Source organism: Corynebacterium sp. FDAARGOS 1242 (assembly GCF_016889985.1).
GTDB classification, from domain to species: domain Bacteria; phylum Actinomycetota; class Actinomycetes; order Mycobacteriales; family Mycobacteriaceae; genus Corynebacterium; species Corynebacterium minutissimum_B.
The window spans coordinates 2,657,632-2,680,988 of record NZ_CP069568.1 but is presented as its reverse complement, the minus strand read 5'-3'; the positions used below and the strand labels follow the sequence as shown (position 1 = coordinate 2,680,988).

General features: G+C 63.7%; 19 protein-coding genes. 11 read left to right on the top strand and 8 right to left on the bottom strand.

The genetic code is table 11. The features are described from left to right. The first annotated feature begins 62 nt into the window (after positions 1–62). A complete protein-coding gene (locus I6J72_RS12705; protein WP_204099448.1) occupies positions 63–3,509 on the top strand; it encodes a bifunctional proline dehydrogenase/L-glutamate gamma-semialdehyde dehydrogenase in 3,447 nt (1,148 codons plus the stop codon). A 35-nt stretch (positions 3,510–3,544) separates the two neighbouring features. Further along, positions 3,545–4,810 (top strand): AI-2E family transporter, encoded by a 1,266-nt coding sequence (locus tag I6J72_RS12700; protein ID WP_239107389.1) that lies wholly within the window; start codon positions 3,545–3,547, stop codon positions 4,808–4,810. Positions 4,811–4,936: 126 nt separating this feature from the next. On the opposite strand, the gene I6J72_RS12695 is transcribed toward I6J72_RS12700, so the two are convergent. Then, a complete protein-coding gene (locus tag I6J72_RS12695) occupies positions 4,937–5,503 on the bottom strand; it encodes a nucleosidase (protein ID WP_204099447.1) in 567 nt (188 codons plus the stop codon). A gap of 111 nt (positions 5,504–5,614) precedes the next feature. On the opposite strand from I6J72_RS12695, the gene I6J72_RS12690 reads away from it, so the two are divergent. Next, the gene (locus I6J72_RS12690) at positions 5,615–6,112 is read left to right on the top strand and encodes an LppP/LprE family lipoprotein (RefSeq protein WP_070685822.1); all 498 of its coding nucleotides are present in this window, start codon (positions 5,615–5,617) and stop codon (positions 6,110–6,112) included. 59 nt (positions 6,113–6,171) lie between these two features. Beyond that, positions 6,172–6,801 carry an LppP/LprE family lipoprotein gene (locus I6J72_RS12685; protein WP_204099446.1) on the top strand — a complete coding sequence of 210 codons (630 nt, stop codon included), beginning with the start codon at positions 6,172–6,174 and terminating at the stop codon, positions 6,799–6,801. Between the two features lie 31 nt (positions 6,802–6,832). On the opposite strand, the gene I6J72_RS12680 is transcribed toward I6J72_RS12685, so the two are convergent. Genes I6J72_RS12680 through I6J72_RS12670 form a run of 3 tightly spaced genes read right to left on the bottom strand, consistent with a single transcriptional unit; the run spans position 6,833 to position 9,797 of the window. Continuing rightward, positions 6,833–8,119, bottom strand: a complete 1,287-nt coding sequence (locus tag I6J72_RS12680) for a sulfate adenylyltransferase subunit 1 (protein WP_204099445.1) — start codon at positions 8,117–8,119, stop codon at positions 6,833–6,835. Continuing rightward, complete coding sequence (gene cysD, locus I6J72_RS12675) at positions 8,119–9,015, bottom strand: sulfate adenylyltransferase subunit CysD (RefSeq protein ID WP_204099444.1); 897 nt, start codon at positions 9,013–9,015, stop codon at positions 8,119–8,121. The genes I6J72_RS12680 and cysD overlap by 1 nt, the downstream gene beginning before the upstream one ends. Beyond that, positions 9,015–9,797 carry a phosphoadenylyl-sulfate reductase gene (locus I6J72_RS12670; protein WP_204099443.1) on the bottom strand — a complete coding sequence of 261 codons (783 nt, stop codon included), beginning with the start codon at positions 9,795–9,797 and terminating at the stop codon, positions 9,015–9,017. The genes cysD and I6J72_RS12670 overlap by 1 nt, the downstream gene beginning before the upstream one ends. A gap of 163 nt (positions 9,798–9,960) precedes the next feature. Here I6J72_RS12670 and I6J72_RS12665 point away from each other — a divergent pair, with 163 nt between their 5' ends. From I6J72_RS12665 to I6J72_RS12655, 3 genes are all read left to right on the top strand, one after another. Continuing rightward, entirely contained in the window at positions 9,961–10,377 is a 417-nt protein-coding gene (locus I6J72_RS12665) for a methylenetetrahydrofolate--tRNA-(uracil-5-)-methyltransferase (RefSeq protein WP_204099442.1), read from the top strand. Positions 10,378–10,562: 185 nt separating this feature from the next. Then, complete coding sequence (locus I6J72_RS12660) at positions 10,563–12,281, top strand: ABC transporter ATP-binding protein (protein ID WP_204099441.1); 1,719 nt, start codon at positions 10,563–10,565, stop codon at positions 12,279–12,281. Continuing rightward, the gene (locus tag I6J72_RS12655) at positions 12,282–14,219 is read left to right on the top strand and encodes an ABC transporter ATP-binding protein (protein ID WP_239107387.1); all 1,938 of its coding nucleotides are present in this window, start codon (positions 12,282–12,284) and stop codon (positions 14,217–14,219) included. Positions 14,220–14,247: 28 nt separating this feature from the next. On the opposite strand, the gene I6J72_RS12650 is transcribed toward I6J72_RS12655, so the two are convergent. Genes I6J72_RS12650 through I6J72_RS12640 form a run of 3 tightly spaced genes read right to left on the bottom strand, consistent with a single transcriptional unit; the run spans position 14,248 to position 15,872 of the window. Continuing rightward, on the bottom strand, positions 14,248–14,862 hold the full coding sequence (locus tag I6J72_RS12650; protein WP_204099440.1) for a hypothetical protein: 615 nt from the start codon (positions 14,860–14,862) through the stop codon (positions 14,248–14,250). Beyond that, entirely contained in the window at positions 14,855–15,268 is a 414-nt protein-coding gene (locus I6J72_RS12645; RefSeq protein ID WP_239107378.1) for a DUF6114 domain-containing protein, read from the bottom strand. Before I6J72_RS12645 ends, I6J72_RS12650 begins: the two co-directional genes overlap by 8 nt. Positions 15,269–15,299: 31 nt before the next feature. Next, entirely contained in the window at positions 15,300–15,872 is a 573-nt protein-coding gene (locus I6J72_RS12640) for a DUF6230 family protein (protein ID WP_204099439.1), read from the bottom strand. A 114-nt stretch (positions 15,873–15,986) separates the two neighbouring features. Between I6J72_RS12640 and I6J72_RS12635 the strand changes: the two genes are divergently transcribed. From I6J72_RS12635 to I6J72_RS12620, 4 genes are read left to right on the top strand one after another with little or no spacing between them, the layout of a single operon-like run. Beyond that, on the top strand, positions 15,987–18,773 hold the full coding sequence (locus tag I6J72_RS12635; protein WP_204099438.1) for a (Fe-S)-binding protein: 2,787 nt from the start codon (positions 15,987–15,989) through the stop codon (positions 18,771–18,773). A 45-nt stretch (positions 18,774–18,818) separates the two neighbouring features. Then, positions 18,819–20,048, top strand: coding sequence for a cation:proton antiporter (locus I6J72_RS12630; protein ID WP_204099437.1), 1,230 nt, complete (start codon positions 18,819–18,821; stop codon positions 20,046–20,048). A gap of 18 nt (positions 20,049–20,066) precedes the next feature. After that, on the top strand, positions 20,067–20,693 hold the full coding sequence (locus I6J72_RS12625) for a DUF1707 domain-containing protein (protein WP_370552148.1): 627 nt from the start codon (positions 20,067–20,069) through the stop codon (positions 20,691–20,693). A 10-nt stretch (positions 20,694–20,703) separates the two neighbouring features. Further along, a complete protein-coding gene (locus I6J72_RS12620; protein WP_204099436.1) occupies positions 20,704–21,927 on the top strand; it encodes a pyridoxal phosphate-dependent aminotransferase in 1,224 nt (407 codons plus the stop codon). Between the two features lie 43 nt (positions 21,928–21,970). On the opposite strand, the gene I6J72_RS12615 is transcribed toward I6J72_RS12620, so the two are convergent. Then, a complete protein-coding gene (locus I6J72_RS12615; protein WP_204099435.1) occupies positions 21,971–23,332 on the bottom strand; it encodes an HNH endonuclease signature motif containing protein in 1,362 nt (453 codons plus the stop codon). Positions 23,333–23,357: the final 25 nt, after the last annotated feature.

Genomic DNA, 23,357 nt, shown 5'->3' with positions numbered 1-23,357 from the left:
GCAGTTTCCGCTTTCCGCAAGGCCGCACCAGTGTGCCTTGAGACCCATAAAGGTTGTAATCCATGACTAACGATGCTCACACCCCCGTTCCCGAATCCACCGACATTGACGCCGCGCTGATCGCCGACGCCGCGGCCCAGGCCCACTCCTGGCTCGCCTCCACCGCCGACGAGCAGGACCCGGCCACAGAACAACTCGCAGACTTATTGCGCAACCCGGACGGAGTAGCCTTCACCATGGACTTCGTCGACCGCGTCATGCGCCCCGAAGATGACAAGGTAGCCGCCCACGCACTGAAGTCCGTTACCACCACCTATGACGCCTCCTTCCTCGGCCTCATCAACGGTTCCCTCGTAGGCCTGGGTGGGTTCTTCGGGCCCATCCTGCCCAACCTGGTCATGCCGCTGGCACGCATGCGCATGCGCCAGATGGTCGGCCACCTGGTCCTCGACGCCGAGAGCGACGCCCTCAACAAGACCTTGGACAAGGCCGCCGAGTCCGGCGAGCAGCTCAACCTCAACCTTCTCGGTGAGGCTGTGCTGGGCGACGACGAAGCGCGCTCCCGCGCCGAGCGCACCCTCAAGCTCATCAATAACCCGCGCGTGACCTACGTGTCCGTCAAGGCCTCCTCCATGGTGGCCCAGCTCAACCCGTGGGATATCGAGGGTTCCTTGGTCCGCCTCAAGGAACGCCTGCGCCCGCTCTACGAGGCCGCCGCGCGCCGCCCCGATAAGGTCTTCATCAACCTGGACATGGAGGAATACCACGACCTCCACCTCACGGTGCGCCTGTTCACCGAGCTACTCAGCGAGCCGGAGTTCACCAACCTCGAGGCAGGCATCGTCCTGCAGGCTTACCTGCCGGATACCTTCGACGCCTTGGCGCACCTGGCAGAATTTGCCAAGCAGCGCGTGGCCGAGGGCGGATCCCACATCAAGATTCGCATCGTCAAGGGCGCAAACCTCTCGATGGAGCACGTCCAGGGTGAAATCCACGGCTGGCCGGCAGCACCTTATGCCACCAAGGATGAGGTGGACGCCAACTACTACCGCCTGCTCGACTACATCCTGCGCCCCGAGTTCGCCGACTGCGTGCGCATCGGCGTGGCCACCCACAACCTCTACACCGCGGCTTTTGCCTACAAGCTGGGCACCAAGCGCGGTGTCATGCGCATGATGGATTCCGAAATGCTCCAGGGCATGTCCCCGGCCCAGCAGGCCGCGGTCCGCGATGCCTTCGAGGGCCGCCAGATCCTCTACACCCCAGTGGTGCACATGGAGGACTTCGATGTCGCGGTCTCCTACCTGGTGCGCCGCTTGGAGGAAAACTCCGCACCACAGAACTTCCTTTACGCCCTCTTCGCCCCGGAGGAGCAGGCGCTTAAGGACCAGGAGCAGGTCTTCCGCGAGGCCGTCGAGCAGCGCTGGGATACCTTCGCCGGCCCGCGCCGCACCCAAAACCGCCTGGAGGAGGCCGAACACGCAGCCGGCCGCCAGGCACCGCGCACCGGCCGCTTCGCCAACGAGCCGGACACTGACCCGGCCCTGGAAGCCAACCGCGAGTGGGCCATCCAGGCTCTCAACAGCGACCCCGGCGCGCATGGAGTGGATGAGCTGACGGACACCACCGTCGTCGACAAGCACGTGCTCCGCGCCGCCGAACTCGGTGCCGAATGGGGTGCCCGCCCTGCTGAGGACCGTGCCCGCGCGCTGGAGGCCGTGGCCGATGAGCTGGCCAACCGCCGCGGCGAGTTCATCTCCGTCGCTGCTTATGAGGCCAACAAGACCGTCACGCAGACCGACCCGGAGATTTCCGAGGCCATCGACTTCTGCACCTACTACGCCCAGTCCGCGCGTCTGCTGGAGAACTACGCCGCTGAGTTCTCCCCGCACCGCGTGACCGTGGTGACCCCGCCGTGGAACTTCCCGGTGGCCATCCCCACCGGTGGTATCGCCGCAGCCCTGGCCGCAGGTTCCGCCGTCATCATCAAGCCCGCGCCGCAGGTGGTGCACTGTGCGAAGCTCGTCGTCGACGCCTTCCGCACCGCACTGGAAGCCCAGGGCCTGGACCCGGATCTGGTCCAGCTCGTCTTCACCGATGAGGGCGAGGCCGGCCGCGCGCTCATTTCCCACGCCGACGTCGACGCCGTCATCCTCACGGGTGCGTCCGATACCGGCCAGCTCTTCCGCTCCTGGAAGCCGGAGATGAACATCATGGCGGAGACCTCCGGCAAGAATGCTCTCATCATTACCCCGTCTGCCGACCCAGACCTGGCCATCCAGGATCTCTACCTGTCCGCCTTCGGCCACTCCGGCCAGAAGTGCTCGGCGTCTTCTCTGGTCATCTTCGTCGGCGCGGCCGGCGATTCCCAGCGCCTGCGCTCACAGCTTGTCGACGCCGTCGAGACCCTCATCCCCGGCCCCGGCCACGAAATCACCACCACGATGAACGGCCTGGCCGAAGCGCCCGGCGAGAAGCTCCTGCATGGCCTTACCCAGCTGGAGCCGGGCGAAACGTGGCTGATTAAGCCTCAGAAGCTCAACGAAGAGGGCACGCTGTGGTCGCCGGGTATCCGCGATAACGTGCGCCCGGGTTCCTGGTTCCACGTCAACGAGTGCTTCGGCCCGGTCCTCGGCATTATGCATGCGGAGACTTTGGATGAGGCCATCGAGTGGCAAAACTCCACCGGCTACGGCCTCACCGGCGGTATTCACACGCTGGATAACGACGAGATTGACTACTGGCTCGAGCGCGTCGAGGTGGGCAATGCCTACGTCAACCGCGGCATTACCGGCGCGATTGTCCAGCGCCAGTCCTTCGGCGGCTGGAAGCAGTCCGTCATGGGGCCGGGTGCCAAGGCCGGTGGCCCGAACTACGTGGCACAGTTCGGTACCTGGGCCGATGGCGCGCTGCGCCCCTTCGACGTCGACATTTCCCAGCCGGTGGCCGCCCAGCTGCGTGCCTTCGCTAACCTGTCCCTTTCTGATGAGGACACCGCCTGGCTGTGGCGTGCTGCCGAGCTCGACGAGCTGGCCTGGCAGCAGGAGTTCGGTCGCGACCACGACCGCGCTGGCCTGGTCTGCGAGGCCAACGTCTTCCGCTACCGCCCGCTGCTAAGCCCGCTGCAGGTGCGCATTTCTGAGGACGCCGAGCTTCGCGACGTCGCCCGCCTCACCCTCGCCGCTACCCGCACCAACTCCCCGGTTCGCTTCAGCGCCGCCCCGGAGAAGGCTGCGGAGCTGCGCGAGCTCGGCTTTGGCGTCGATGGCGTAGCACTCGAGGCTTTTATCCGCGAGGTCTCCAGTCTCGAGTCCGGCCGTGTGCGCTCGGTAGGCTCCGTGGAAGAGGGCGTCTTTGAGGCCGCAGTACAGTCCAACTCCGTGGTGCTGGACCAGCCTGTGCTTGCCGACGGCCGCCGCGAGCTCCTCCCCTTCCTCCTCGAGCAGGCCGTATCGGTGACCATGCACCGCTTCGGCATCATCCGCGAGGTGGGCAGCATCCGCGCATAGTTAATTTCCTGCGCTCATATGAGAAGATGTAGCGCATGAGTCAAAACACCGGTGATGCCACCGCTTCGGACGCCCAGCACGCTGAAGCCCCCGACGCGGTGGCGAAGCCTATCAATGAAGAAGCCACCCTTCACCCCTCAGAAACCGACGACAAGTCCCGTGTCCTCGGCCGCGATGCCATTTCCCTGGCGAAGATCTGCCTGATCTTCATCATCGTGGTCGCAGGTGTGGGCCTGGCCGGCTACCTGCTGAAATTCATCTGGGTAGGCCTTCTGCCCGTCATCCTGGCCATCCTGGTCTGCACGGTCCTTTTCCCGGTGACCGCTTGGCTGCGGGCTAAGAAATTCCCCCGCGCCCTTGCTGCCATCACCACCCTGCTCGGCTTCTTGGCCATTATCGGCGGTGTCTTCGCCGCGATGGCGCCGGTTGTCTCCTCGCAGGGAGCAGCCCTGGTCAACCAGGCAGAGGACGGCCTGAACAAGCTCGTCGTTATGGCCAAGGACCTTCCCATCGAGATTGATCCGGCGAAGGTGCAGGAAGTGCTTGATGACGTCATGGCGTTCGTCAAGGGCCAAGCCTCCCAGATCGCGACCGGCGTCATTTCCGGTGTCTCCATGGCCAGCTCCATTGTCATGGCCTTGGCCATCATGCTGTTCGTGTCCTTCTTCATTCTCAAGGACGGCGATAAGTTCCTGCCGTGGCTGCGCACCTACACCGGCTACTCCGCCGGCTGGCACGCCACTGAGCTACTGACCCGCGTGTGGAATACCCTGTCCGGCTTCATCCAGGCCCAGGCGGCCGTGGCGGCTGTCGACGGCCTCCTCATCGGCCTCGGCCTCTGGGCCCTGCAGGTCCCGCTTGCCCTGGTTATTGGCATGGTTACCTTCTTCGCCAGCTTCATCCCCGTCATCGGCGCGGTGACCGCCGGCGCCTTGGCCGTCATCATCGCACTGGTTTCCGACGGCCTCACCAAAGCCCTTCTCGCCCTGCTGCTCATCATCGTGGTCCAGCAGGTAGAGGGCAACGTCCTCCAGCCGATGCTCCAGTCCAAGGCCATGGGCCTGCATGCTGCCATGGTGCTGCTCTCCGTCACGGTCGGCTCCGCCCTGGCGGGCATCATCGGCGCCTTCCTGGCTGTGCCGGTCGCCGCCACCATCGCCGTGGTCTTCCGTTACCACCAGGAGATGGCCAGCCTTCGCGCCGGCGAGATCGAGGCGAAGAACATCAAGATCTCCACCACCGAGGGCCACGACACCGTCATGAAACTCTACGAGCACCTGGAGGCCAGCGGCGCCCGCTAGCCACACAACCGGCGCATGGCTCGAGCTTTCTCGGCCGTGCAACTGCCCTAGTTGCCAAACTTCTCCCCCGCCACCCGCGGCGGGAGCAATGGTTTTGGCAACTAGGGCACTTTCCATATGTAGGGCCTAGTCTGCGGTGACCGTGCCGAAAGCCTCGGCCAGCTCCTCCGCTGCGCGGTCCAGCACAGACGCCCACGTGCCATAGGACTCCTCGTTGGCGGTATCCGAGACCTGCTTGAGCAAGGTGCACGGCACGCCGAACTTCCGGCACACCGCCGCGATGGCATAGCCCTCCATGTCGCACAGCTCGGAATCCTGGGCAAGGCGCGTGCGGGTTGGGGTATCGGAGATAAAGGAATCACCCGTCGCCAGCGAGGCGGTGGGCAGCTTGCCGGAGGTCTCGAGCTCGATAACCTCCGGAAGGAGATAGCGGGAAACATCGCTGAGCACGTCCAAATGGAAGTCGTGCTTTCTTACGTGGGAGATCTCGAATACGCCTGAGAAATCGTCGACAAGCGCGCCCGCAGTACCAATGTTGATGACGCGCTCCGGCAGCACCTCAGCCGAGGCCAGCGCGTTCGTCAGCTCAATCGCGGCGGGCACCGTGCCGATCCCCGTGATGAGCAACGGCGCGCCGTCCGGGACGTGGGAAGCTTCAGCGTCAACGGCGGCAACAAACAAGACATTCTCCATGCCTGCGAGACTACCCGGTGACCCGAGGAATGTTCTCCGCGGCTCTGGTCTGGGGTCCACGGCCGCTTGTAGGGTCTGGAAACACACCGAGACCTCAGAAAGGAGAACACCATGTTCACACCACGAGCTTTCGCCGGAGCAGCACTACTCTGCCTCCCCCTCATCGCCTGCAGCAGCCCCGAAGAAGTCCAAGCCAGCCCCGTCGCCGAAGTCTGCGGGGTAGGAAACGCCCAAGCGGCTGTCAACGCCAACATCGCGCAGGTTCCGCAGTGGAATGGCCACAACTGGAAGGTTGTCGATAGCTCCCACTTCGACCCGTGCGCGGATCTGAGCTGGCAGACCATTTCCATCGAGGGCGGCACCGCTTCCTCGCCGCACCACATCATGCTCTTCCACAAAGGCCAGTACCTCGGCACCGCGACCGCTGAGCCCTATGGCTTCTTCCCCAGCATCGAGCAGGTCAACGGTAACGAGATTTCCGTGACCTACCACTGGCCGCAGGAAGGCGACGCCAATGCGGCGCCGACGGGCCAGACCCATGCCGGCTTCCGTTGGGACGCCGCCCAGCAGAAGGTCATCATGAACGGCGATGTTCCCCCGAAGGCCTAGATAAGATAGAGCCAGTCGTGCGCCCCACAGGAGGCGCACAATGCGAGGAAGGAACATCAATGTTGAGGCGTAGCTGTGCACTTTTGGGCGCTGCCCTTCTCTGCCTCCCGCTCGCCTCCTGCTCCGGCGACGCGGCGCAGGATAATTCGCCAGCGTTCGACACCGTCCGAAACAGCACGACGGACAACGCTCCGGATAACACGGAGAGCACTGATGACCCCGAAGCACCGGCCGCGGGCGTCTCGCCGACGCTTCCTGCTGAATCCCCGGCAGAAGAAGAGGACGCAGAATCCTGCGAGTCTATCGACGCCCACGCGGCCTATGAATCAGGAACCGGCACGATTCCTCCGTGGCAGGACAACAACTGGACGCTGGTGGATTTCTCACAGTTCGATCCTTGTGCGGAGCTGAGCTGGCAAATCATCACCATCGAGCGCGGAACGGCCTCTTCGCCTTACCACATCATGCTCTTCCACAAGGGCGACTACCTGGGCACCGCGACCGCCGAGCCCTACGGTTTCTTCCCCACCGTCGAGCAAGTCAGCGGCACTGAGATTGCTGTGACCTACCACTGGCCGCGCGAGGGCGAAGCCAATGCGGAACACACCGGAACTACGGAGGCCGGCTTCCGCTGGGACGACGCCCAGCAGAAGGTCATCATGAGCGGCGACGTCCCGCCGGGAAGCTAAGCGCGGCGGTTCGGCCGCCGCAACGCAACCTTTAACGTAGCCGCTGGCCCACAAACCCTGCGGCCAGCGTGTTGCCGCTGGAGGCATCGATGAGCAAGAAGTTGCCCACCGCGCCACGCGCGGCATAGTCCTCCACCGGCAGCTCCGTCTGGGTCTGGATGGTGACGTAGGCGATGTCGTTGAGCGAGGCCTTCTCCGGCGACTCGTCGTCGGCCACACCGTCGAGGTCGAGGATGCGATCCACCGATGCGATACGGGCCTTGACCAGGTCGGTGCCGTAGCGCAGCTTGAGCATTTGGCCTGGTGTGAGGTCCTTGTCGGTGAGCACGACCGCAGTCGCGGCAAACTCGCGGACCGCCTCGGGACGCTGCGAGCCGGCGAGGAGATCACCGCGGGCAAGATCGATGTCGTCAGCCAACAACAGCACGACAGAATCCCCAGCCGTGGCCTGCTTGCCTTCAGCGAGGGGGCCATCAGCGGTATCGATACCCGTTACGGTGGTGGAACGCCCGCCCGGTGTTGTCACGGTATCCCCCACCGCCACGTGGCCAGCCTTCACGCGGCCGGCATAGCCGCGGTAATCGGAAGCATGCTCACGGATGACATACTGAATCGGGAACCGGAAGTCTAGATCATCGGCGCGCCCGGTTGCCACGGGGACGGTCTCCAAAACATCCAGGACGGTTGGCCCGGAGTACCAGTCCATATTCGTGGAGCGCTCCACGACGTTGTCGCCCTTAAGCGCGGAAATCGGGATAGCCACAGAGTCGCTAAGGCCCAGGCGAGCGGCGAGTTCGGAGAACTCATACTCAATGGAGCGGAAGGTGGCCTCGTCATAGTCCACCAAATCAATCTTGTTCACGCCCAGCACCACGTGGCGCACGCCCAAGAGCGCTGCGACGTTGAGGTGGCGGCGGGTTTGCTCGACGACGCCATGGCGGGCGTCGATGAGCAGCACCACCACCTGGGACGTCGACATGCCGGTGACCGTATTGCGCGTGTACTGCACATGTCCCGGGGTATCGGCGAGGATGAAGGTGCGCTTATCGGTGGCGAAGTAGCGGTAGGCCACGTCGATGGTGATGCCTTGCTCGCGCTCGGCGCGGAGGCCGTCGACAAGCAGCGACAGATCCATGCCGTCAAAACCGCGGTCGGCGGAGGAACGTTCCATGGACTCCACTTGGTCCGCGAGCACGGACTTGGTGTCATAGAGCAGGCGTCCGACGAAGGTGGACTTGCCGTCATCGACGGAGCCGGCGGTGCACAGACGCAGGGTGTCGCGCTGCTTGAGCGCGCTAACATTGGGCGCGAGAGTCATCAGAAGTAACCTTCCTTCTTGCGGTCCTCCATGGCGGACTCGGAGAGTTTGTCGTCGGCGCGGGTAGCACCCCGCTCGGAGAGGGTAGACACAGAAATCTCGGCGAGGATCTCATCCGTCGTGGAAGCCGTGGAATCCACCGCGCCGGTGCAGGACATGTCACCTACGGTGCGGTAGCGCACAGTCCGGGTCTCCAGCGACTCGTCCTCGCGGGGCCCGCCCCATTCGCCCGGGGTCAGCCACATGCCGTTGCGCTTGAACACCTCGCGCTGGTGGGAGTAGTAGATGGACGGCAGCTCCAGGTTGCGGGCGCCGATGTATTCCCAAATATCGGACTCGGTCCAGTTAGAAATGGGGAACACGCGCACGTTTTCGCCGGCCATCTTGCCGCCGTTGTAGAGGTCCCACAGCTCGGGGCGCTGGCGACGCGGGTCCCAGCCGCCGAAGGAATCGCGGATGGAGAAGATGCGCTCCTTGGCGCGGGCGCGTTCCTCGTCACGGCGCGCACCGCCAAGGACGGCGTCGTAGCCGCGGTTGGCGATGGTCTCCACGAGCGGCACCGACTGCAGCGGGTTGCGGGTGCCGTCGGGGCGCTCCTGCAACTCGCCGCGGTCAATCCAGTCTTGGACCAACGCCACGTGCAGGCGCGCGCTGGATTCCTCAACGAGGCGGTCGCGGAATTCGATGACCTCCGGGAAGTTGTGGCCAGTATCCACGTGGATGAGCTCAAACGGCACGGTGGCGGGGGCAAAGGCGCGGCGAGCAAGCTCGAAGACGACGACGGAGTCCTTGCCGCCGGAAAAGAGCAGGCCTACCTTGTCGAATTGCCCGGCGACTTCGCGCAGGATGTGAAGGGATTCGTTCTCTAAGTCTTTAAGGTGTGGTGAAAGAGTCATTAGTCGTGCAACCCGCATTCTGTCTTGCCGTCAGCGAAAACGCGCCCGGAGCGCGCATCCTCGCCCTCGCCTACCGGGAAGGTCAACGGCGCGCAGCCGATAGAGCGGTACCCCTGGAGGGTGAGGGGGTGGATGATGAGGTCGTGTTCCTTGATGTAGGCGTCGGTGTCATCGAGGTCCCACGTAATAATCGGGGAAATCTTCAGCCGCCCCGTGCGGTCCAGACTCAGCGCCGGGGCGGTGGCGCGGTGCTCGGAATCGGCGCGGCGCAGGCCGGTGACCCACCCGACATACGGGTCCATAGCCATGTTGAGCGGCTCCACCTTGCGCATGCGGTTATACGCCGCCACATCGCGCGCATACAGGCGCGGACCGTAAATCTCGTCCTGCTCCTCGGGGCTCAGAATCGGCAGAACCCTCACCAAGGGCAGGTCCGCATAGCGCTTGGCGACGTCCCCCGCCACCCCCAACGTCTCCTCAAAGTGCCACCCAGTATCGATGAAGAGCAGGTCAGCGTCGAGCTTTGCTTGGTGGGCCAGCTCTGCGAGGACGGTGTTTTCCATAGACATCGTCACTGCCAGCCGGCCCGGCGCGTGCTCGGCGGCCCATTCGGTGATGGTCTCGGCGGAGGCGTCGTAAAGCTTGTCGGCCCAGGCGTCGACGAGTTCTTGGTTGCGCTGTGCCACTGAGGGGTCGAGAGGTGCCGTGTCTCGCGTGCCCTCGGGGCTGATGCTGGGGTCGCGGTAGTCGCCGCGGTCCAGCAGGTTGGTCGGTTCGGTCATGACACCTCACATTAAAGGGAGGCGGGCGTGTGCGCAGCCCCACAGTGGGGCGCGGGGGCTGTGAGCTTGGGTACTAGGAAGAATAAAAATTAGCCAGAATGAACCGAGCGGACTAGATTTACAGACTAGATAGTCTATTTGTTCCGAATTGATAGGGGTTCTCATGCAGCGTGTTGCCATCGTCGGCGATAGCCCGGCGGCGCTCTCCACCGCGGAACGGCTCATTGCGGCCGGTTTGTGTGTGGACCTCTTCTGCGAGCGCCCCGCGCCCTTCGGATTGCTGCGCCGCTTCGCTGGGCTTTCCGGTGCTGAATCTGCTCCTGCTCCGTGCCCGAAGGGAACAACGCCTAGGCTGCGGCTCATCGGCAACGTGCGCGTGGGCTCTGGCCCCGACGCCGATATTAGCCACACGGACCTCAACCAGCTCTCCGCGTCTGGCGACCGCCATCTGGTTTTGCTGGAGCTCATGGCGCGTGGTGTCGCCATCACGACGTGGGAGGGCCTATGCCGCCCCACTGCCGACATTGAGGATTGGGCTACCGTCGCGGCCCGAGCTCAGCGCGCCCCGGTCTGCTTCTAACGCGCGAGCTCATCGCTCGCGCAAAGTCCTCATCACCACGCGGCCTCCGCCCATGCGCGAGCGCGCGGGCTAGACGCGCGAGCTAGCGCTCGCGCAGACATTACGGATAAAATTGCGCGGTCAATGCCCTTCAGCGGCCCAGCGCAGAAACCGCGCGGCCGCCAACACGTATGAAACGCTGGCACATGGAACTCGTTCGCATCCTTTTATCCCGCTCCAAGCCCTATACCGGCTACGTCATCGCGGTCCTGCTCCTCCAAGCACTATCCACCGCGGCGACGCTCTACCTGCCGTCGCTCAACGCCCGCATCATCGACGAAGGCGTCGCCAAGGTCGACATCGACTTCATCTGGCGCACCGGCGGCATCATGCTGGGCGTGGCCTTCGTCCAGGTCACCGCCGCCATCGCCGCAATCTGGTTCGGCTCCCGCACCTCGATGGGCCTAGGCCGCGACCTGCGCTCCGACATCTTCCGCCGCGTGACCCGCTACTCCGCCGAAGACATGAGCCACTTCGGCACAGCTACCCTCATCACGCGCGGCACCAACGACGTCCAGCAAATCCAGATGATCTACATGATGATCCTCAACTTCATGGTCACCGCCCCCATCATGTCCATCGGCGGCATCATCATGGCCATCCGCGAAGACGCCGGAATGTCCTGGCTCGTCATCGTGTCCGTCGTCGTGCTGCTCGCCGCGCTCTCGGCAATCATCGTGCGCCTCATGCCACTCTTCCGCGCCTGGCAAGACAAGCTCGATACCATGAACGGCACCCTGCGTGAGCAAATCGCCGGCATCCGCGTCGTCCGCGCCTTTACCCGCGAGGAGCACGAGTCCGAACGTTTCCGCGAGGCCAACCGCGACCTTACAAACCTCTCGCTCAAGGTGGGCCAGCTGTTCATCCTCATGTTCCCCATCATCACGGTCATCCTCAACGTCGCCACCGGTGCGGTCCTGTGGTTCGGCGGCCACCGCGTGGACGAGGGCCTCGTCGAGGTCGGCTCGCTCACCGCCTTCCTCCAGTACCTGCTCCAAATCCTCGCCGCCGTCATGATGGGCACCTTCATGGCCATGATGCTCCCGCGCGCCATCATCTGCGCCCGCCGCATCACCGACGTTCTCGACCACGCCCCCTCCATCGAGGAACCCACCAACCCCGTCACCCCGGCCCGTTCCGAAGGCGTCGTCGAGCTGCGCAACGTCACCTTCCAGTACGCCGGCGCCGAGGAGCCTGTGCTTCGCGACGTCTCCTTCACCGCCACCCCCGGCACCACCACTGCCCTCATCGGCGCAACCGGTTCCGGCAAAACCACCGCACTTTCCCTCATCCCGCGCCTCTACCTGCCCACCGAGGGCCACGTGCTTCTCGACGGGACGGATGTCGCCGAGATGAAGCGGGGGGACGTCGTCAAGCGTGTGGGCCTGGTGCCGCAGAAACCGTACCTGTTTAGCGGCAGCGTGGCCTCCAACCTGCGCCTCGGCGCCCCCGAGGCGAGCGATGAGGAGCTGTGGGCCGCGCTGCGCACCGCACAAGCAGACTTTGTCGAGGACCTTGACATGCACATCGCGCAAGGCGGCACGAATGTATCGGGTGGTCAGCGCCAGCGCTTGTCCATTGCTCGCATGCTCGTCGCGCGGCCTTTGGTGTACTTGTTTGATGATTCCTTCTCCGCACTCGATGTCGTCACCGACGCCGCGGTGCGCGACGCCATGCGCGAATACACCGCCGAGGCGACGACGATTATCGTGGCGCAGCGCGTGAGCTCGATTGTGGATGCCGACCAGATTCTCGTCATGGATGCTGGGCGCATCGTCGCGCGCGGCACGCACGAGGAACTGCTTGACAGCTCCGAAACCTACCGCGAGATTGTGGAATCCCAAAAGACCGCGGAGGTGGCATAAATGACTGAGCAAGACAACGCTACGTTGAGCGAAGACGCTGAGTTTGAGCAGAAGACCGGCGAGAACGCTCCGCGCAAGGCCAAGAACTTCTGGCCTTCCGCCAAGCGCCTCTTTGGGCTGCTTGCGCCGTTCAAGGTGCAGCTTTTCGCGATTGCCGCCATGAATATCGTGTGCGTGCTGCTGGCTGTGGCCGCGCCGAAGGTCATGGGTATGGCCACCGACGTGATTTTCTCCGGCGTTATTTCGCGCCACATGCCAGCCGGAATCACCAAGGACCAGGCCATCGAGGCGCTCCGCGCGGGCGGGCAAGACAAGTTTGCCGACATGGCCTCCGCCATGGACTTAAACCCTGGCTTCGGCATTGATTTCTCCAAGCTCGGCACCATCATCCTGATTGTCATCGCGATGTATCTGGTGTCCTCCCTGTTCCAATGGTGGCAGGGCTTTATGCTCAACTCGCTGGTGATGAAGGTGGTCTTCGACCTACGCGAGAGCATCGAAGCCAAGCTCAACCGCTTGCCGCTCAATTACTTCGATACGCAATCGCGCGGTGACCTGCTCTCGCGCACAACGAACGACGCCGACAATATCCAGTCCGCCCTCCAACAGGCCATCTCGCAGCTGTTTTACAACCTGCTCATGGTCGTGGGCATTACGGTCATGATGTTCTCCGTGTCCTGGCAGCTGGCCCTCGTGGCGCTGCTCGCGCTGCCGCTGACCGCCGTCGTGATTGCGGTCATTGGTTCTCGCGCGCAGAAGCAGTTCAAGGCGCAGTGGAAAGCGACCGGTGACCTCAACGGCCAGATCGAAGAGGCGTTCTCCGGCCACGACCTCGCCACCGTCTTCGGCCGCATCGATGCCATGACGGAAGACTTTGACAAGCGCAACGAGGAGCTGTTCCGCTCCGCGTCGCTGGCGCAGTTCCTGGCGGGCATGATGATGCCGATCATGCAGTTCATTTCCTACCTGTCCTACGTGGTCATCGCGGTGCTCGGCGCGCTCAAGGTGGCCTCCGGCTCCCTCACGCTGGGCGGGGCGCAGGCCTTTATTCAGTACTCGCGTGAGTTCAACCAGCCGCTGGGCCAGCTCGGTGGCATGATGCAGCAGGTGCAGTCGGGCGTGGCGTCGGCTGAGCGCGTCTTCGAGTTCCTCGACGCCGAGGAGGAGCCCCTCGAAGAACCCACCTCCCGCCTCGGCGGCCGCGCGAAGGGCCTCGTCGAGTTCGAGGACGTCGATTTCTCCTATGATCCCGACTCCCCGCTCATCCAGGACCTTTCCCTGCGCGTGGAGCCCGGCCAGACGGCGGCCATCGTGGGCCCCACGGGTGCTGGCAAAACCACACTGGTTAACCTCATCATGCGCTTCTACGACATTGATTCGGGCACCATCCGCCTCGATGGCATCGACACCGCGGAGATTTCCCGCCACGAGCTGCGTTCCCAAGTGGGCATGGTGCTCCAGGACGCCATGGTCTTTGAAGGCACGATCATGGACAACATCCGCTACGGCCGCCTCGATGCCACCGACGAGGAGGTCATCGCCGCGGCGAAGGCCACCTACGTCGACCGCTTCGTCCATTCCCTCCCCGAGGGCTATGACACGAAGATCGACCAGGATGGCGGTGCAATTTCCGCCGGCGAGCGCCAGCTCATCACCATCGCGCGCGCCTTCCTGGCCCAGCCGGCGTTGCTCATCCTCGACGAGGCCACCTCGTCTGTCGATACCCGCACCGAGATGCACGTCCAGCAGGCCATGAACGCCCTGCGCCAGGGCCGCACGTCCTTTATCATCGCGCACCGCCTGTCCACGATTCGCGACGCCGACGTCATCATCGTCATGGAAGAAGGCCGCATCGTCGAACAAGGTACCCACGCCGAGCTTCTCGACGCCCACGGCGCCTACCGGCGCCTCCACCAGTCCCAGTTCCGCGAACCCTAACCCCCGCGCGGTGCTCCCGCACCGCGCGCTAGTCCACGCTCACCGCAATCACCGGCGCGGAGAAACTATCCCCGGTGAGGTTCGCCAGTTCGAGGGTGACGTTGGTGAGGGAGAGGCGGTCCATGAGGGCGTCGGGAAGCGCGGCGTCCGGGACGGGGTGTGGCTGAGGAATGCCGAGCTGGTCGAGGACGTGATTGATATCCCCGGTCAGATCCACGGTGACCGGCACGGTACGCGCGCCTTCAATGGTGGGCGTAGCGGTCAGAGACGTCGCGACGATGCGTACGGACCCCTCCACCGTGGTCTGCGCACCACCGGTGGTGAGTAGTCCATCACCGGCGTTGCCGGGCAGCGTGATGGCGAGATCCCGCGCGTCTAGGCGGTCCCCGGTGAGTTCCAGGACGCGCACCTCGCCGTCGCCGGTCGGTGTCGTGCTGATGGTGGCGCCCACGTTACCCCGCAACGCCACCTCCTTCGCGGTCACCGTGGAGAAATAAGGCTGGTCGGGGGCAACCTGCGCGCTCACGACCTCCACCCCGCCCTTCGCGCTCACCGCGAGGGCCACAACGGCCGCGATCACTGTGCTCCGTGAGCGCGAAGGGCGGGGCGCGCGGCGCGGGGTGTTCGGGCGGTGCTTAAACATCGCTCGGTTCCCAAGCCAAGGTGAGTGCGCCGCCAACAATGCCGAGCAGCGAGCCAACGAGGAAGCCTCCCAAATTAGACGCCGGCAGGGCAATGACCGCCACGATGATGCCCAGCACGCCAAGATACGTCGCGGTGGCGGGGCGAAACCACGCGCCGAGGCCAAACATGACGAGAAGCGCGCCGATGAGCAGCGTGGATACGCCCGACACGGTGGAAATCATGACGAGCAGGTCCGAAATCTGGACCGTGAAGTAGGCGGGCATGGCAATGATGATGCCCGAAAGGATGAGCAGCAGCCCCGGGATGAAAGGCCGCTCGCGGCGCCAGGCTTTAAAGCGCCTCCACGCTGACGGTTCGGGTGCTACAGAGCCAGATTGATCGGCATCGATTGAATCAGGTTCCACGGCGCTCGTTCCTGGAGCGCCACTAGCGTCATCAGCAGGCATGGCCACGGCCCCGCTCCACGGATACGCCCACGTTCTGCGCGGACAGGGTCTTCGCGCCGATGGAGGTGGCGCGGACGTCGTCGGCGGTCAGCGAAACCTGCTTGGAGTAGAGGCCCCAGGTGCCGGGGTCGGCGGCGTCGGAAAGCTGGCGGGCGTCAATACCCACGTTGGCGTCCTGCATGACCAGCGATCCTTCGATATCTGAGGCACCGACGAGGAGGTCGGTGGCCTCCACGCTGTTATCGCCCTTGGCCTTGAGCGCGAGCGTGGACTCCCCCACCGCGGGCAGATCTGTTGTGACATAAAGGCACAAGTCCGAGGCCACGGCGTGCTCCAGCTTGAGGCGCGCGGTGGGAACCTCCTCCTCGCCCTTCTTGTCGCTATCGATGAAGAGGGAAAAGCCCTCGCCCTCCAAGTGCCGCATGTTGACGTTAAAGAACGTGCCCGACAGCGCCAGGTTCGCCGTCAGACCGCCCTGCGCCACCGCAAAGCCCGCCACGCCAAATGCCGCGAAGCCCGCTACTAGGCCCGCCGCGGCTTTCGGCACACTGATTCTGCCCACAACGCCTCCTGAAAAGTTGACCCTCAGAATGATAGCTGAATCCCGACTCCCGGAATTGAGCAGTAAGGCTTTAAGGTAGGAAGCAGCATTGAGCCAAGCAATAAAGGAGCGCGCATGTTCGGCTGGGTTGCCATCGCCGCATCGATCCCGGTGTGGCTGTATTTCTTCTACCGAGTCGGTGTGCTCTTCCGTTTCATCCGCTCCGGTGGACCCACGCAGCTCAACCGCACCGACCGCCCGATGTCGCGCCTCGGCCGCGTCCTCGTCGAAGTCTTCGGCCATACCCACTTCAAGGGCCGGCCGCTGGTCAACGCCGCGCACTGGCTTGTCATGGTAGGTTTCCTCTTCGGCATTCTGGTGTGGTTTGAGGCCTATATCCAAACCTTCGCGCCCGATAAAGGCTGGCCGTGGCTCAGCGACTGGCCGGTCTATCACTTCATCGAGGAGGTTCTCGGCATCGCAACGGTGCTGGGCATTGGCTTCCTCACTGCGGTACGCCTCAAGCTCGGCCACACCGAGCGCGGCAGCCGCTTCTACAACTCGCAGGTCTTCCCGGCGTACTTGGTGGAGGCTATCGTGTTTATCGAAGGTCTCGGCATGCTCCTGGTCAAGGCGTCCTCCATCGCGACGTTTGGCGGTGGGTCGCCGTGGGCTGATTTCTTGACGATGCATGTGGCGGGGGTTATGGGGGCGTCGCCAAGCATGGTGCAATTCTTTGCCCTGGTGAAGCTGCTGTCGGGCCTTCTCTTCATCGCCTGCATCGCCCGCTACTTCCAGTGGGGTGTGATGTGGCACCGTTTTATGGCGTTCTTCAACATCTTCTTCCAGCGCAACGCCGACGGTGCAAAGGCGCTGGGTGCTGTGCCCACGCCGGACCTGGAGGACCTCGAGCCGGGGAGCTGGAAAATGCTTCTCGACGCCTCCTCCTGCACCGAATGCGGCCGGTGCCAGGACCTCTGCCCCGCGTGGAATACCGGCAAGCCGCTGAGTCCGAAGAGAGTCATGATGGACCTGCGCCAGGGTGCGCTGGATAATTACAACCCGCACGAGGGACTCAACGTGCTGGCGATGGCGGGCACGATTGATGATGACGTCCTGTGGTCCTGCACCAACTGTGGTGCGTGCGTGGACCAGTGCCCGGTGGATATCGAGCACATCGACCACATTGCGGACCTGCGCCGTTTCAAGGTTCTGGCGGAGTCGGATTTCCCGTCCGAGCTGACGGGGCTGTTTAAAAACATGGAGACCAAGGGCAATCCGTGGGGCCGCAATGCTTCGGAGCGGCGTACGTGGATTGATGAGGCGCGCGCCGACGGCATTGAGGTGCCGATTATCGGCGAGGATGCCGCGGATTTTTCGGACCTGGAGTACCTGTTCTGGGTCGGTTGCGCGGGTGCCTACGACTACCAGGGCCGCGCCACGACGCGCGCGGTGGTGGATATGCTGCACACGGCCGGCGTGAAGTTCGGCGTGCTGGCCACGGGTGAGACCTGTACTGGCGACCCGGCGCGCCGTGCCGGCAATGAGTTCCTGTTCCAGGTGATGGCGGAGCAGAATGTCGCCGCGCTTAACGACGCCTTCGCTAACGTCCCCCAAGGCCAACGCAAAATCATCACGACGTGTCCGCACTGCTTTAATACGATTCGCAACGAATACCCCGATTTCGACGGTCATTTCGACGTGCTGCACCACACGCAGCTGCTCAACCGTTTGGTGCGCGAGAAGTTGCTTGTGCCCGTGCCGCGCTCGCCGGAGAATCGCCGCCCCGTGACGTATCACGACCCGTGTTTCCTGGGCCGCCACAACAAGGTTTTCGACCCGCCACGTGAGCTCGTGGAGGCGACTGGTGCGTCGCTGGCAGAGATGGACCATAATCGCGACGAGGCCTTCTGTTGCGGTGCCGGTGGTGCGCGCATGTTCATGGAAGAAAAGCTGGGCCAGCGCATCAACGAGTTCCGCTCGGAGCAGGCGGTGGCCACCGGTGCTTCTGAGATTGCGACCGGTTGCCCGTTCTGTAACGTCATGCTCACCGGTGGCGTGAAGTCCGTCGCGCCGGAAACTCGGGTCAACGATGTGGCGCTAATGCTTCGCGACGCCATCGCCCCCTCCGGCACTCTCCCTTCCCCGCGCGAGAAGGCTTTCCTCGACACGCCGCGTCGTCTCTCCCCCGCTGCGTCGTCCGACCCCACCGCTTCCTCGCGGCCTAACACCTCGTCGGTGCCTGACTCCTCCGCGCCCGCCGTTGCCGCCGATAAGCCCACCACCCCGGAGCCTCAAGCATCTTCGGCAACGCCCCCTCCAACCCCACCGGCGGCTCCTGCAGCTCCCGCCACCCCGCCGGCTCCAACCGCCCCATCCGCGCCTTCGGCCCCTGCCACTCCCGCCACGCCACCGGCTCCAACCGCCCCAGCTGCGTCAGCTGCGCCAAGCGCACCTGCTGCACCGGCCGCTCCCTCCACTCCGTCGGTGCCCACAGCACCCAGTGCCCCCGCGGACTCTTCCACCCCGTCCGCACCTGCTACTCCGAAGCCACCTAGCGCTCCGGCAGCAACAAAGGCGCCAACCGCACCGTCCGCGCCCACGGCCCCTGCAGCTCCCGCCACGCCGCCGGCTCCAACCGCCCCATCCGTGCCAAGCGCACCTGCGGTACCGGAAGCGCCGAAGGCAGCGGAGACTCCTCGTGCGCCAGGAGCGCCGAAGGCTCCAGCAGCGCCCGCTGCGCCGGATGTACCGAGTGCCCCGGCGGCGCCTAAGGCTCCGAGCGCGCCAACAGCACCCCAGGCACCTGCGGCACCCGCGGCGCCGAAGGCACCAAGCGCGCCGAAAGCCCCCGAAGTGCCGGTGGCGCCGGGGGCGTCGGAAAGCGTGGCACAGGTGCCGAAGCCGCCGAGCCAGGACTAGGTCTTAAACTAGGCGCGATTGGGACGGCACAGGTAGTCTCTAGACATGCATTTTGACGTGACGTACGTCCTCGCCGCTGGCGAAAGCAACTACACCGACTCGCTCGTATCCTTCGCGTGGATTATGGCGGTGTCCCTGCTGGCGCCACTGGTCTCCCACCTGACGGGCAAAAAGATGCCGGCCGTGGCGCTGCTTATCTTTTTCGGCATGATTATCGGACCCTCGATGCTGGGTTTGGCGCACGAGGACCCGGGTATCGGCATGCTGAAGGAACTGGGCGTCGGCGCACTGTTCCTGCTGGCAGGTTTCGAAATCGACATTGCTGCGCTGAAGTCCAAAGAAGCTGTGACGGGCTTTTCGACGTGGGCCATCTGCATGGTGGCATGTGGCGTCGGCGCATACTTCCTCATGGACGACATCCCGGGAGCCATCGTGATGGCGATTGCTCTGACGTCGACAGCGCTCGGCACGATTACCCCAATGCTGAAGCAAGACAAGCTACTCGGCACGCGCGTGGGCGATTCCGTGTTGATTCACGGCGCGATTGGTGAGGTCGCGCCGATTACCGCGATGGCGCTGCTTCTGGGCTCGCGATCGACGTTGGCAACGATGCTGATCCTGCTGGCCTTCATTGGTATTGCAGTGGCCGTGGCAATCATGCCGTTTGCCATTACGACGCTCATGCCGTGGTTCAAAGACGCGTTCATCTCAAGCGCGGGGTCGACGAACCAGACCATCATGCGCCTCATCATCCTCATTCTGGCGATTCTTATGGCGGTGACGGCCGTGTTTGAGCTAGACATCGTGCTGGGAGCGTTCGCGGCGGGCATCATTCTGAACCGCATCATCCCGGATGAATATCACAAAGGCCTGGAAAACCGCCTTGACGTGGTGTTTTATTCCATGCTCATCCCGGTGTTCTTCGTGATTTCCGGCATGGCGATTGACTGGAACGTTATCGTGAGCGAGCCCATCAAGGTGCTGGGTATCCCGTTGTTGATTTTGGTTACGCGCGGCCTTCCGGTGTTCCTGCGTGAGAACATCCACCACACTGGCTCCGATGTCGAGACCACCCGTGAGCGCATCCAGGTTGCGCTCTATGCCGCGACGGGTCTGCCGATCATCGTGGCGGTGATGTCGCTGGCGGTGGCGTCAGGAATCGTCGACAACGAAATAGCCTCCATCTTCATCGCCGGCGGCGCGCTGACGGTGGCGATCTTCCCCTTCATTGCCAGCCTGGTGCGTGAAAAGGAGCCGGCTAAGTCGGAGAAATAGCCTGCTAGGATAGGTGCTGTGACTAATCCATTCAGTATGCGGCTTTCCGACGCCGAACGGACCGACGCCGTCAACGACCTCGCCCAGGCCTTGGGTGAAGGCCGTCTGACAATGGATGAGTTTGAAGAGCGCACCGACGCGGTAATGCAAGCCACGACCCGCCGCGAGTTGGCGGAAGTCTTCATGGATATTCCTACCAAGGCCAGCACGGAGCTCAAGATTTACTCCCACGGCGAGATGGAGCGCGCGTACCAATCCACGCGGAAGCCGCGTTTGGCCACGGCCATGGTGGGTACGCTGGGGCTGTCTTTTGGCGCAATCGCTTTTGGCGCACTCGCAGTCTTCAACGTGTTGCCGGGGCTGGCGGCCGCTTTGACGGGAACGGGCCTGATTTTCCTTATCCCCGCGCTGTGGATCATGCTTTACGTGGCCAAGGTAGGTCCGGAATCCTGGCACCGCCCCTCACCGCGGCAGATTGAGCGCCAGCGTATGCGAGAGCTCGAGGCGGCGACTGCGGAGGAACGCGCGCAGACGAGGGCGTTGGAGCAGGCGCAGTGGGTGGAGAGGCGTCGGCAAGCAAGTGAAATTACGGGAAATGCGATGAATCTGGCGAAACGTAAGTTAGACGAGTGGAACCGGAAGTAACATATCCCGCATGACTCACCACCGGATTTTTGATCAATCCACCAAACTACAAGATGTTGCCTACGATATTCGCGGCGAGGTGTCCGCGGAGGCCGAACGCATGGAGCTCGACGGGCACAACATTCTGAAGCTCAATACCGGCAACCCCGCGGTGTTCGGTTTCGATGCGCCGGATGTCATTATGCGCGACATGATTGCGGCGCTGCCGACCTCGCAGGGTTATTCCACGTCGAAGGGTATTATCCCGGCGCGGCGTGCGATTGTGACGCGCTATGAGCTGGAGGATTTCCCGCCCTTTGATGTCGATGATGTCTACTTGGGCAATGGTGTTTCAGAGCTCATTTCGATGGTGACGCAGGCGCTGCTTGACGACGGCGATGAGGTGCTCATCCCTGCCCCTGACTACCCCCTGTGGACGGCGGCGACGTCGCTGGCGGGTGGCACGCCCGTGCACTATTTGTGCGATGAGGAGGATGATTGGAATCCGTCCATTGAGGATATTCGTGCAAAAGTAACGGAGAAGACCAAGGCAATTGTGGTCATTAATCCGAATAACCCGACGGGTGCGGTGTACTCGCGTGAAACGCTGCAGAAAATCGTTGAGGTAGCACGCGAATACAATCTGCTCATTCTGGCGGATGAGATTTATGACCGCATTCTTTATGACGGCGCGAAGCACATTTCGATTGCCTCGCTGGCACCGGACTTGCTGACGATCACGTTTAATGGCTTGTCGAAGGCCTACCGCGTGGCCGGCTACCGCGCCGGCTGGATGGTGCTGACGGGCCCGAAGTCCCATGCCCGCGGTTTCATTGAGGGCCTGGATTTGCTGGCGGGCACGCGCCTGTGCCCGAATGTGCCGGCGCAGCACGCAATTCAGGTCGCGCTTGGTGGGCGGCAGTCCATTTATGAGCTCACCGGTGAGGGTGGTCGCTTGCTCAAGCAGCGCAACATTGCCTATGAGAAGCTCAACGAGATTCCTGGTGTGTCTGTGGTGAAGCCGATGGGTGCGCTGTATTGCTTCCCGCGTCTGGATCCGGAGGTCTACGACATCCACGATGATTCGAAGCTCATGCTCGACATTTTGCGCGCGGAGAAGATCCTCATGGTGCAGGGTACGGGCTTTAACTGGCCTACCCCGGACCATTTCCGTGTGGTGACGCTGCCGTGGGCATCGCAGCTGGAAAACGCGATTGAGCGCCTCGGTAATTTCTTAGTGAGTTACCGCCAGTAGCGCGGATTCGACCGACCCTGCGAGAAATGGAGTCGGCGCAAGGCTAAGCACCGCGGGGCGGGTCTGGTCCAGGCTCGGAGAGGGAAGCTGCGGTGGATTCGGCGGGGCCTGTCGACGAGCGTGGGTAATCACCGCGGCCAGCAGCGGGAGCGGCAGAGCCGGTGCTGCCAGCGACGCCGGCGGAGACAGTGCGGGCGTTGCGCAGACGCTGGGAGCGAGGCGCGCGGTGCGGATTGACCGGTTCGCGCGGATCGCGAGGCCCTGGCGGCTGCCACTTAATGCGCCCGTTCTCCCGCACAATGCGTCCACGGCCGGGCAAACCATTGATGGCATTGTGGTATTCACAAAGTGGGGTGAGGTTCTCGGGGTTAGTGTCGCCGCCGTTGCGCCACTCGGTGATGTGGTGAATCTGGGCGTAGTCCGCACCACATAGGCAGTCATGCCACGCGCAGATGGGCTGCTCTCCGATGGCCATGGTGCGCTGCTTGTCGGAGGCGAGTCGCTGGGTGCGGTGCAGTTCGACGGGGCCTTTGACGCGGTCGACGAGCATGACGAGGCCCTCCTCAGCGAGCTCACGCTCGATAAGTTCCGCACCGGTAATTTTCGCACCGTTGGAAAGCTGGACAACGATGTCTCCGAGGTCAGGTGCGGGGCCGGAGCTAGCTGCAGAAGTGGCTGACGCCCCTGCGGTGGTTGACGCGCCGGGGGCAGCAGTCGCGCCGGCGGTGGTTGACGCGCCGGGGGCAGCAGTCGCGCCGGGGGCAGCAGTCGCGCCGGGAAGGTGGGAATCGGGACGCGGGGTGGCGGGATCCCCGAGGCGGCCGAGAATCCGGGCGTACTCGGGAAGCTCCATAACGGCGAAGGTTTGGGCGACGGGGCGGGCGAGGCGGCCCTCGCGAAACGCGGCGGTGAAAGAACCCACGGGATCGTCCTCGTCAATGTTGTAGCGAAGGTCCTCGATGACCGACGGCGGGGCCGTCACCGTAAGCTTCGACATCTCCTTGCCGCGGCGAACGTTCACGCCGGGCTTCGGCGCGGGCGGAGGGGCAAGCTCGCGGATGCGAGTGCGGGCATGCCGAGCGACTGCCTCTTCATCGCCGCTGATGCTACACAGCTCAATGCGCAAGTCCCAGGCCTCACGCTGTTTCGTGAGGCGGCGGGCAAAGCGCTCGATAAGCATCAGCGTGGGCAAGTCATGACCATTGGCGCGGGCAGCATCGACGGCGCGGGCTTGTTTGCGGGAAAAGGAGGTGTGGGAAAAGTAGACGTCGTAAAGCGCTAGCAAGGACCGCGCCACCGACTCCGGGCCCCACGCCCGGAGCTGGTCAAGGCTGAGGCCCGCAACGGCGGCGACGAGCTCGATACCCGCCGCCTGGCTGCGAAGATGCGCTTCAACAAGGTTCATGACAACGACGCTATTGGGTGCCAAG

What these genes read in the sequence shown, in the direction of transcription:
- I6J72_RS12705 (WP_204099448.1), top strand. Translation starts at nt 63, where the DNA reads ATGACTAACGATGCTCACACCCCCGTTCCCGAATCCACCGACATTGAC.
- I6J72_RS12700 (WP_239107389.1), top strand. Translation starts at nt 3,545, where the DNA reads ATGAGTCAAAACACCGGTGATGCCACCGCTTCGGACGCCCAGCACGCT.
- I6J72_RS12695 (WP_204099447.1), bottom strand. Translation starts at nt 5,503, where the DNA reads ATGGAGAATGTCTTGTTTGTTGCCGCCGTTGACGCTGAAGCTTCCCAC.
- I6J72_RS12690 (WP_070685822.1), top strand. Translation starts at nt 5,615, where the DNA reads ATGTTCACACCACGAGCTTTCGCCGGAGCAGCACTACTCTGCCTCCCC.
- I6J72_RS12685 (WP_204099446.1), top strand. Translation starts at nt 6,172, where the DNA reads ATGTTGAGGCGTAGCTGTGCACTTTTGGGCGCTGCCCTTCTCTGCCTC.
- I6J72_RS12680 (WP_204099445.1), bottom strand. Translation starts at nt 8,119, where the DNA reads ATGACTCTCGCGCCCAATGTTAGCGCGCTCAAGCAGCGCGACACCCTG.
- cysD (WP_204099444.1), bottom strand. Translation starts at nt 9,015, where the DNA reads ATGACTCTTTCACCACACCTTAAAGACTTAGAGAACGAATCCCTTCAC.
- I6J72_RS12670 (WP_204099443.1), bottom strand. Translation starts at nt 9,797, where the DNA reads ATGACCGAACCGACCAACCTGCTGGACCGCGGCGACTACCGCGACCCC.
- I6J72_RS12665 (WP_204099442.1), top strand. Translation starts at nt 9,961, where the DNA reads ATGCAGCGTGTTGCCATCGTCGGCGATAGCCCGGCGGCGCTCTCCACC.
- I6J72_RS12660 (WP_204099441.1), top strand. Translation starts at nt 10,563, where the DNA reads ATGGAACTCGTTCGCATCCTTTTATCCCGCTCCAAGCCCTATACCGGC.
- I6J72_RS12655 (WP_239107387.1), top strand. Translation starts at nt 12,282, where the DNA reads ATGACTGAGCAAGACAACGCTACGTTGAGCGAAGACGCTGAGTTTGAG.
- I6J72_RS12650 (WP_204099440.1), bottom strand. Translation starts at nt 14,862, where the DNA reads ATGTTTAAGCACCGCCCGAACACCCCGCGCCGCGCGCCCCGCCCTTCG.
- I6J72_RS12635 (WP_204099438.1), top strand. Translation starts at nt 15,987, where the DNA reads ATGTTCGGCTGGGTTGCCATCGCCGCATCGATCCCGGTGTGGCTGTAT.
- I6J72_RS12630 (WP_204099437.1), top strand. Translation starts at nt 18,819, where the DNA reads ATGCATTTTGACGTGACGTACGTCCTCGCCGCTGGCGAAAGCAACTAC.
- I6J72_RS12620 (WP_204099436.1), top strand. Translation starts at nt 20,704, where the DNA reads ATGACTCACCACCGGATTTTTGATCAATCCACCAAACTACAAGATGTT.
- I6J72_RS12615 (WP_204099435.1), bottom strand. Translation starts at nt 23,332, where the DNA reads ATGAACCTTGTTGAAGCGCATCTTCGCAGCCAGGCGGCGGGTATCGAG.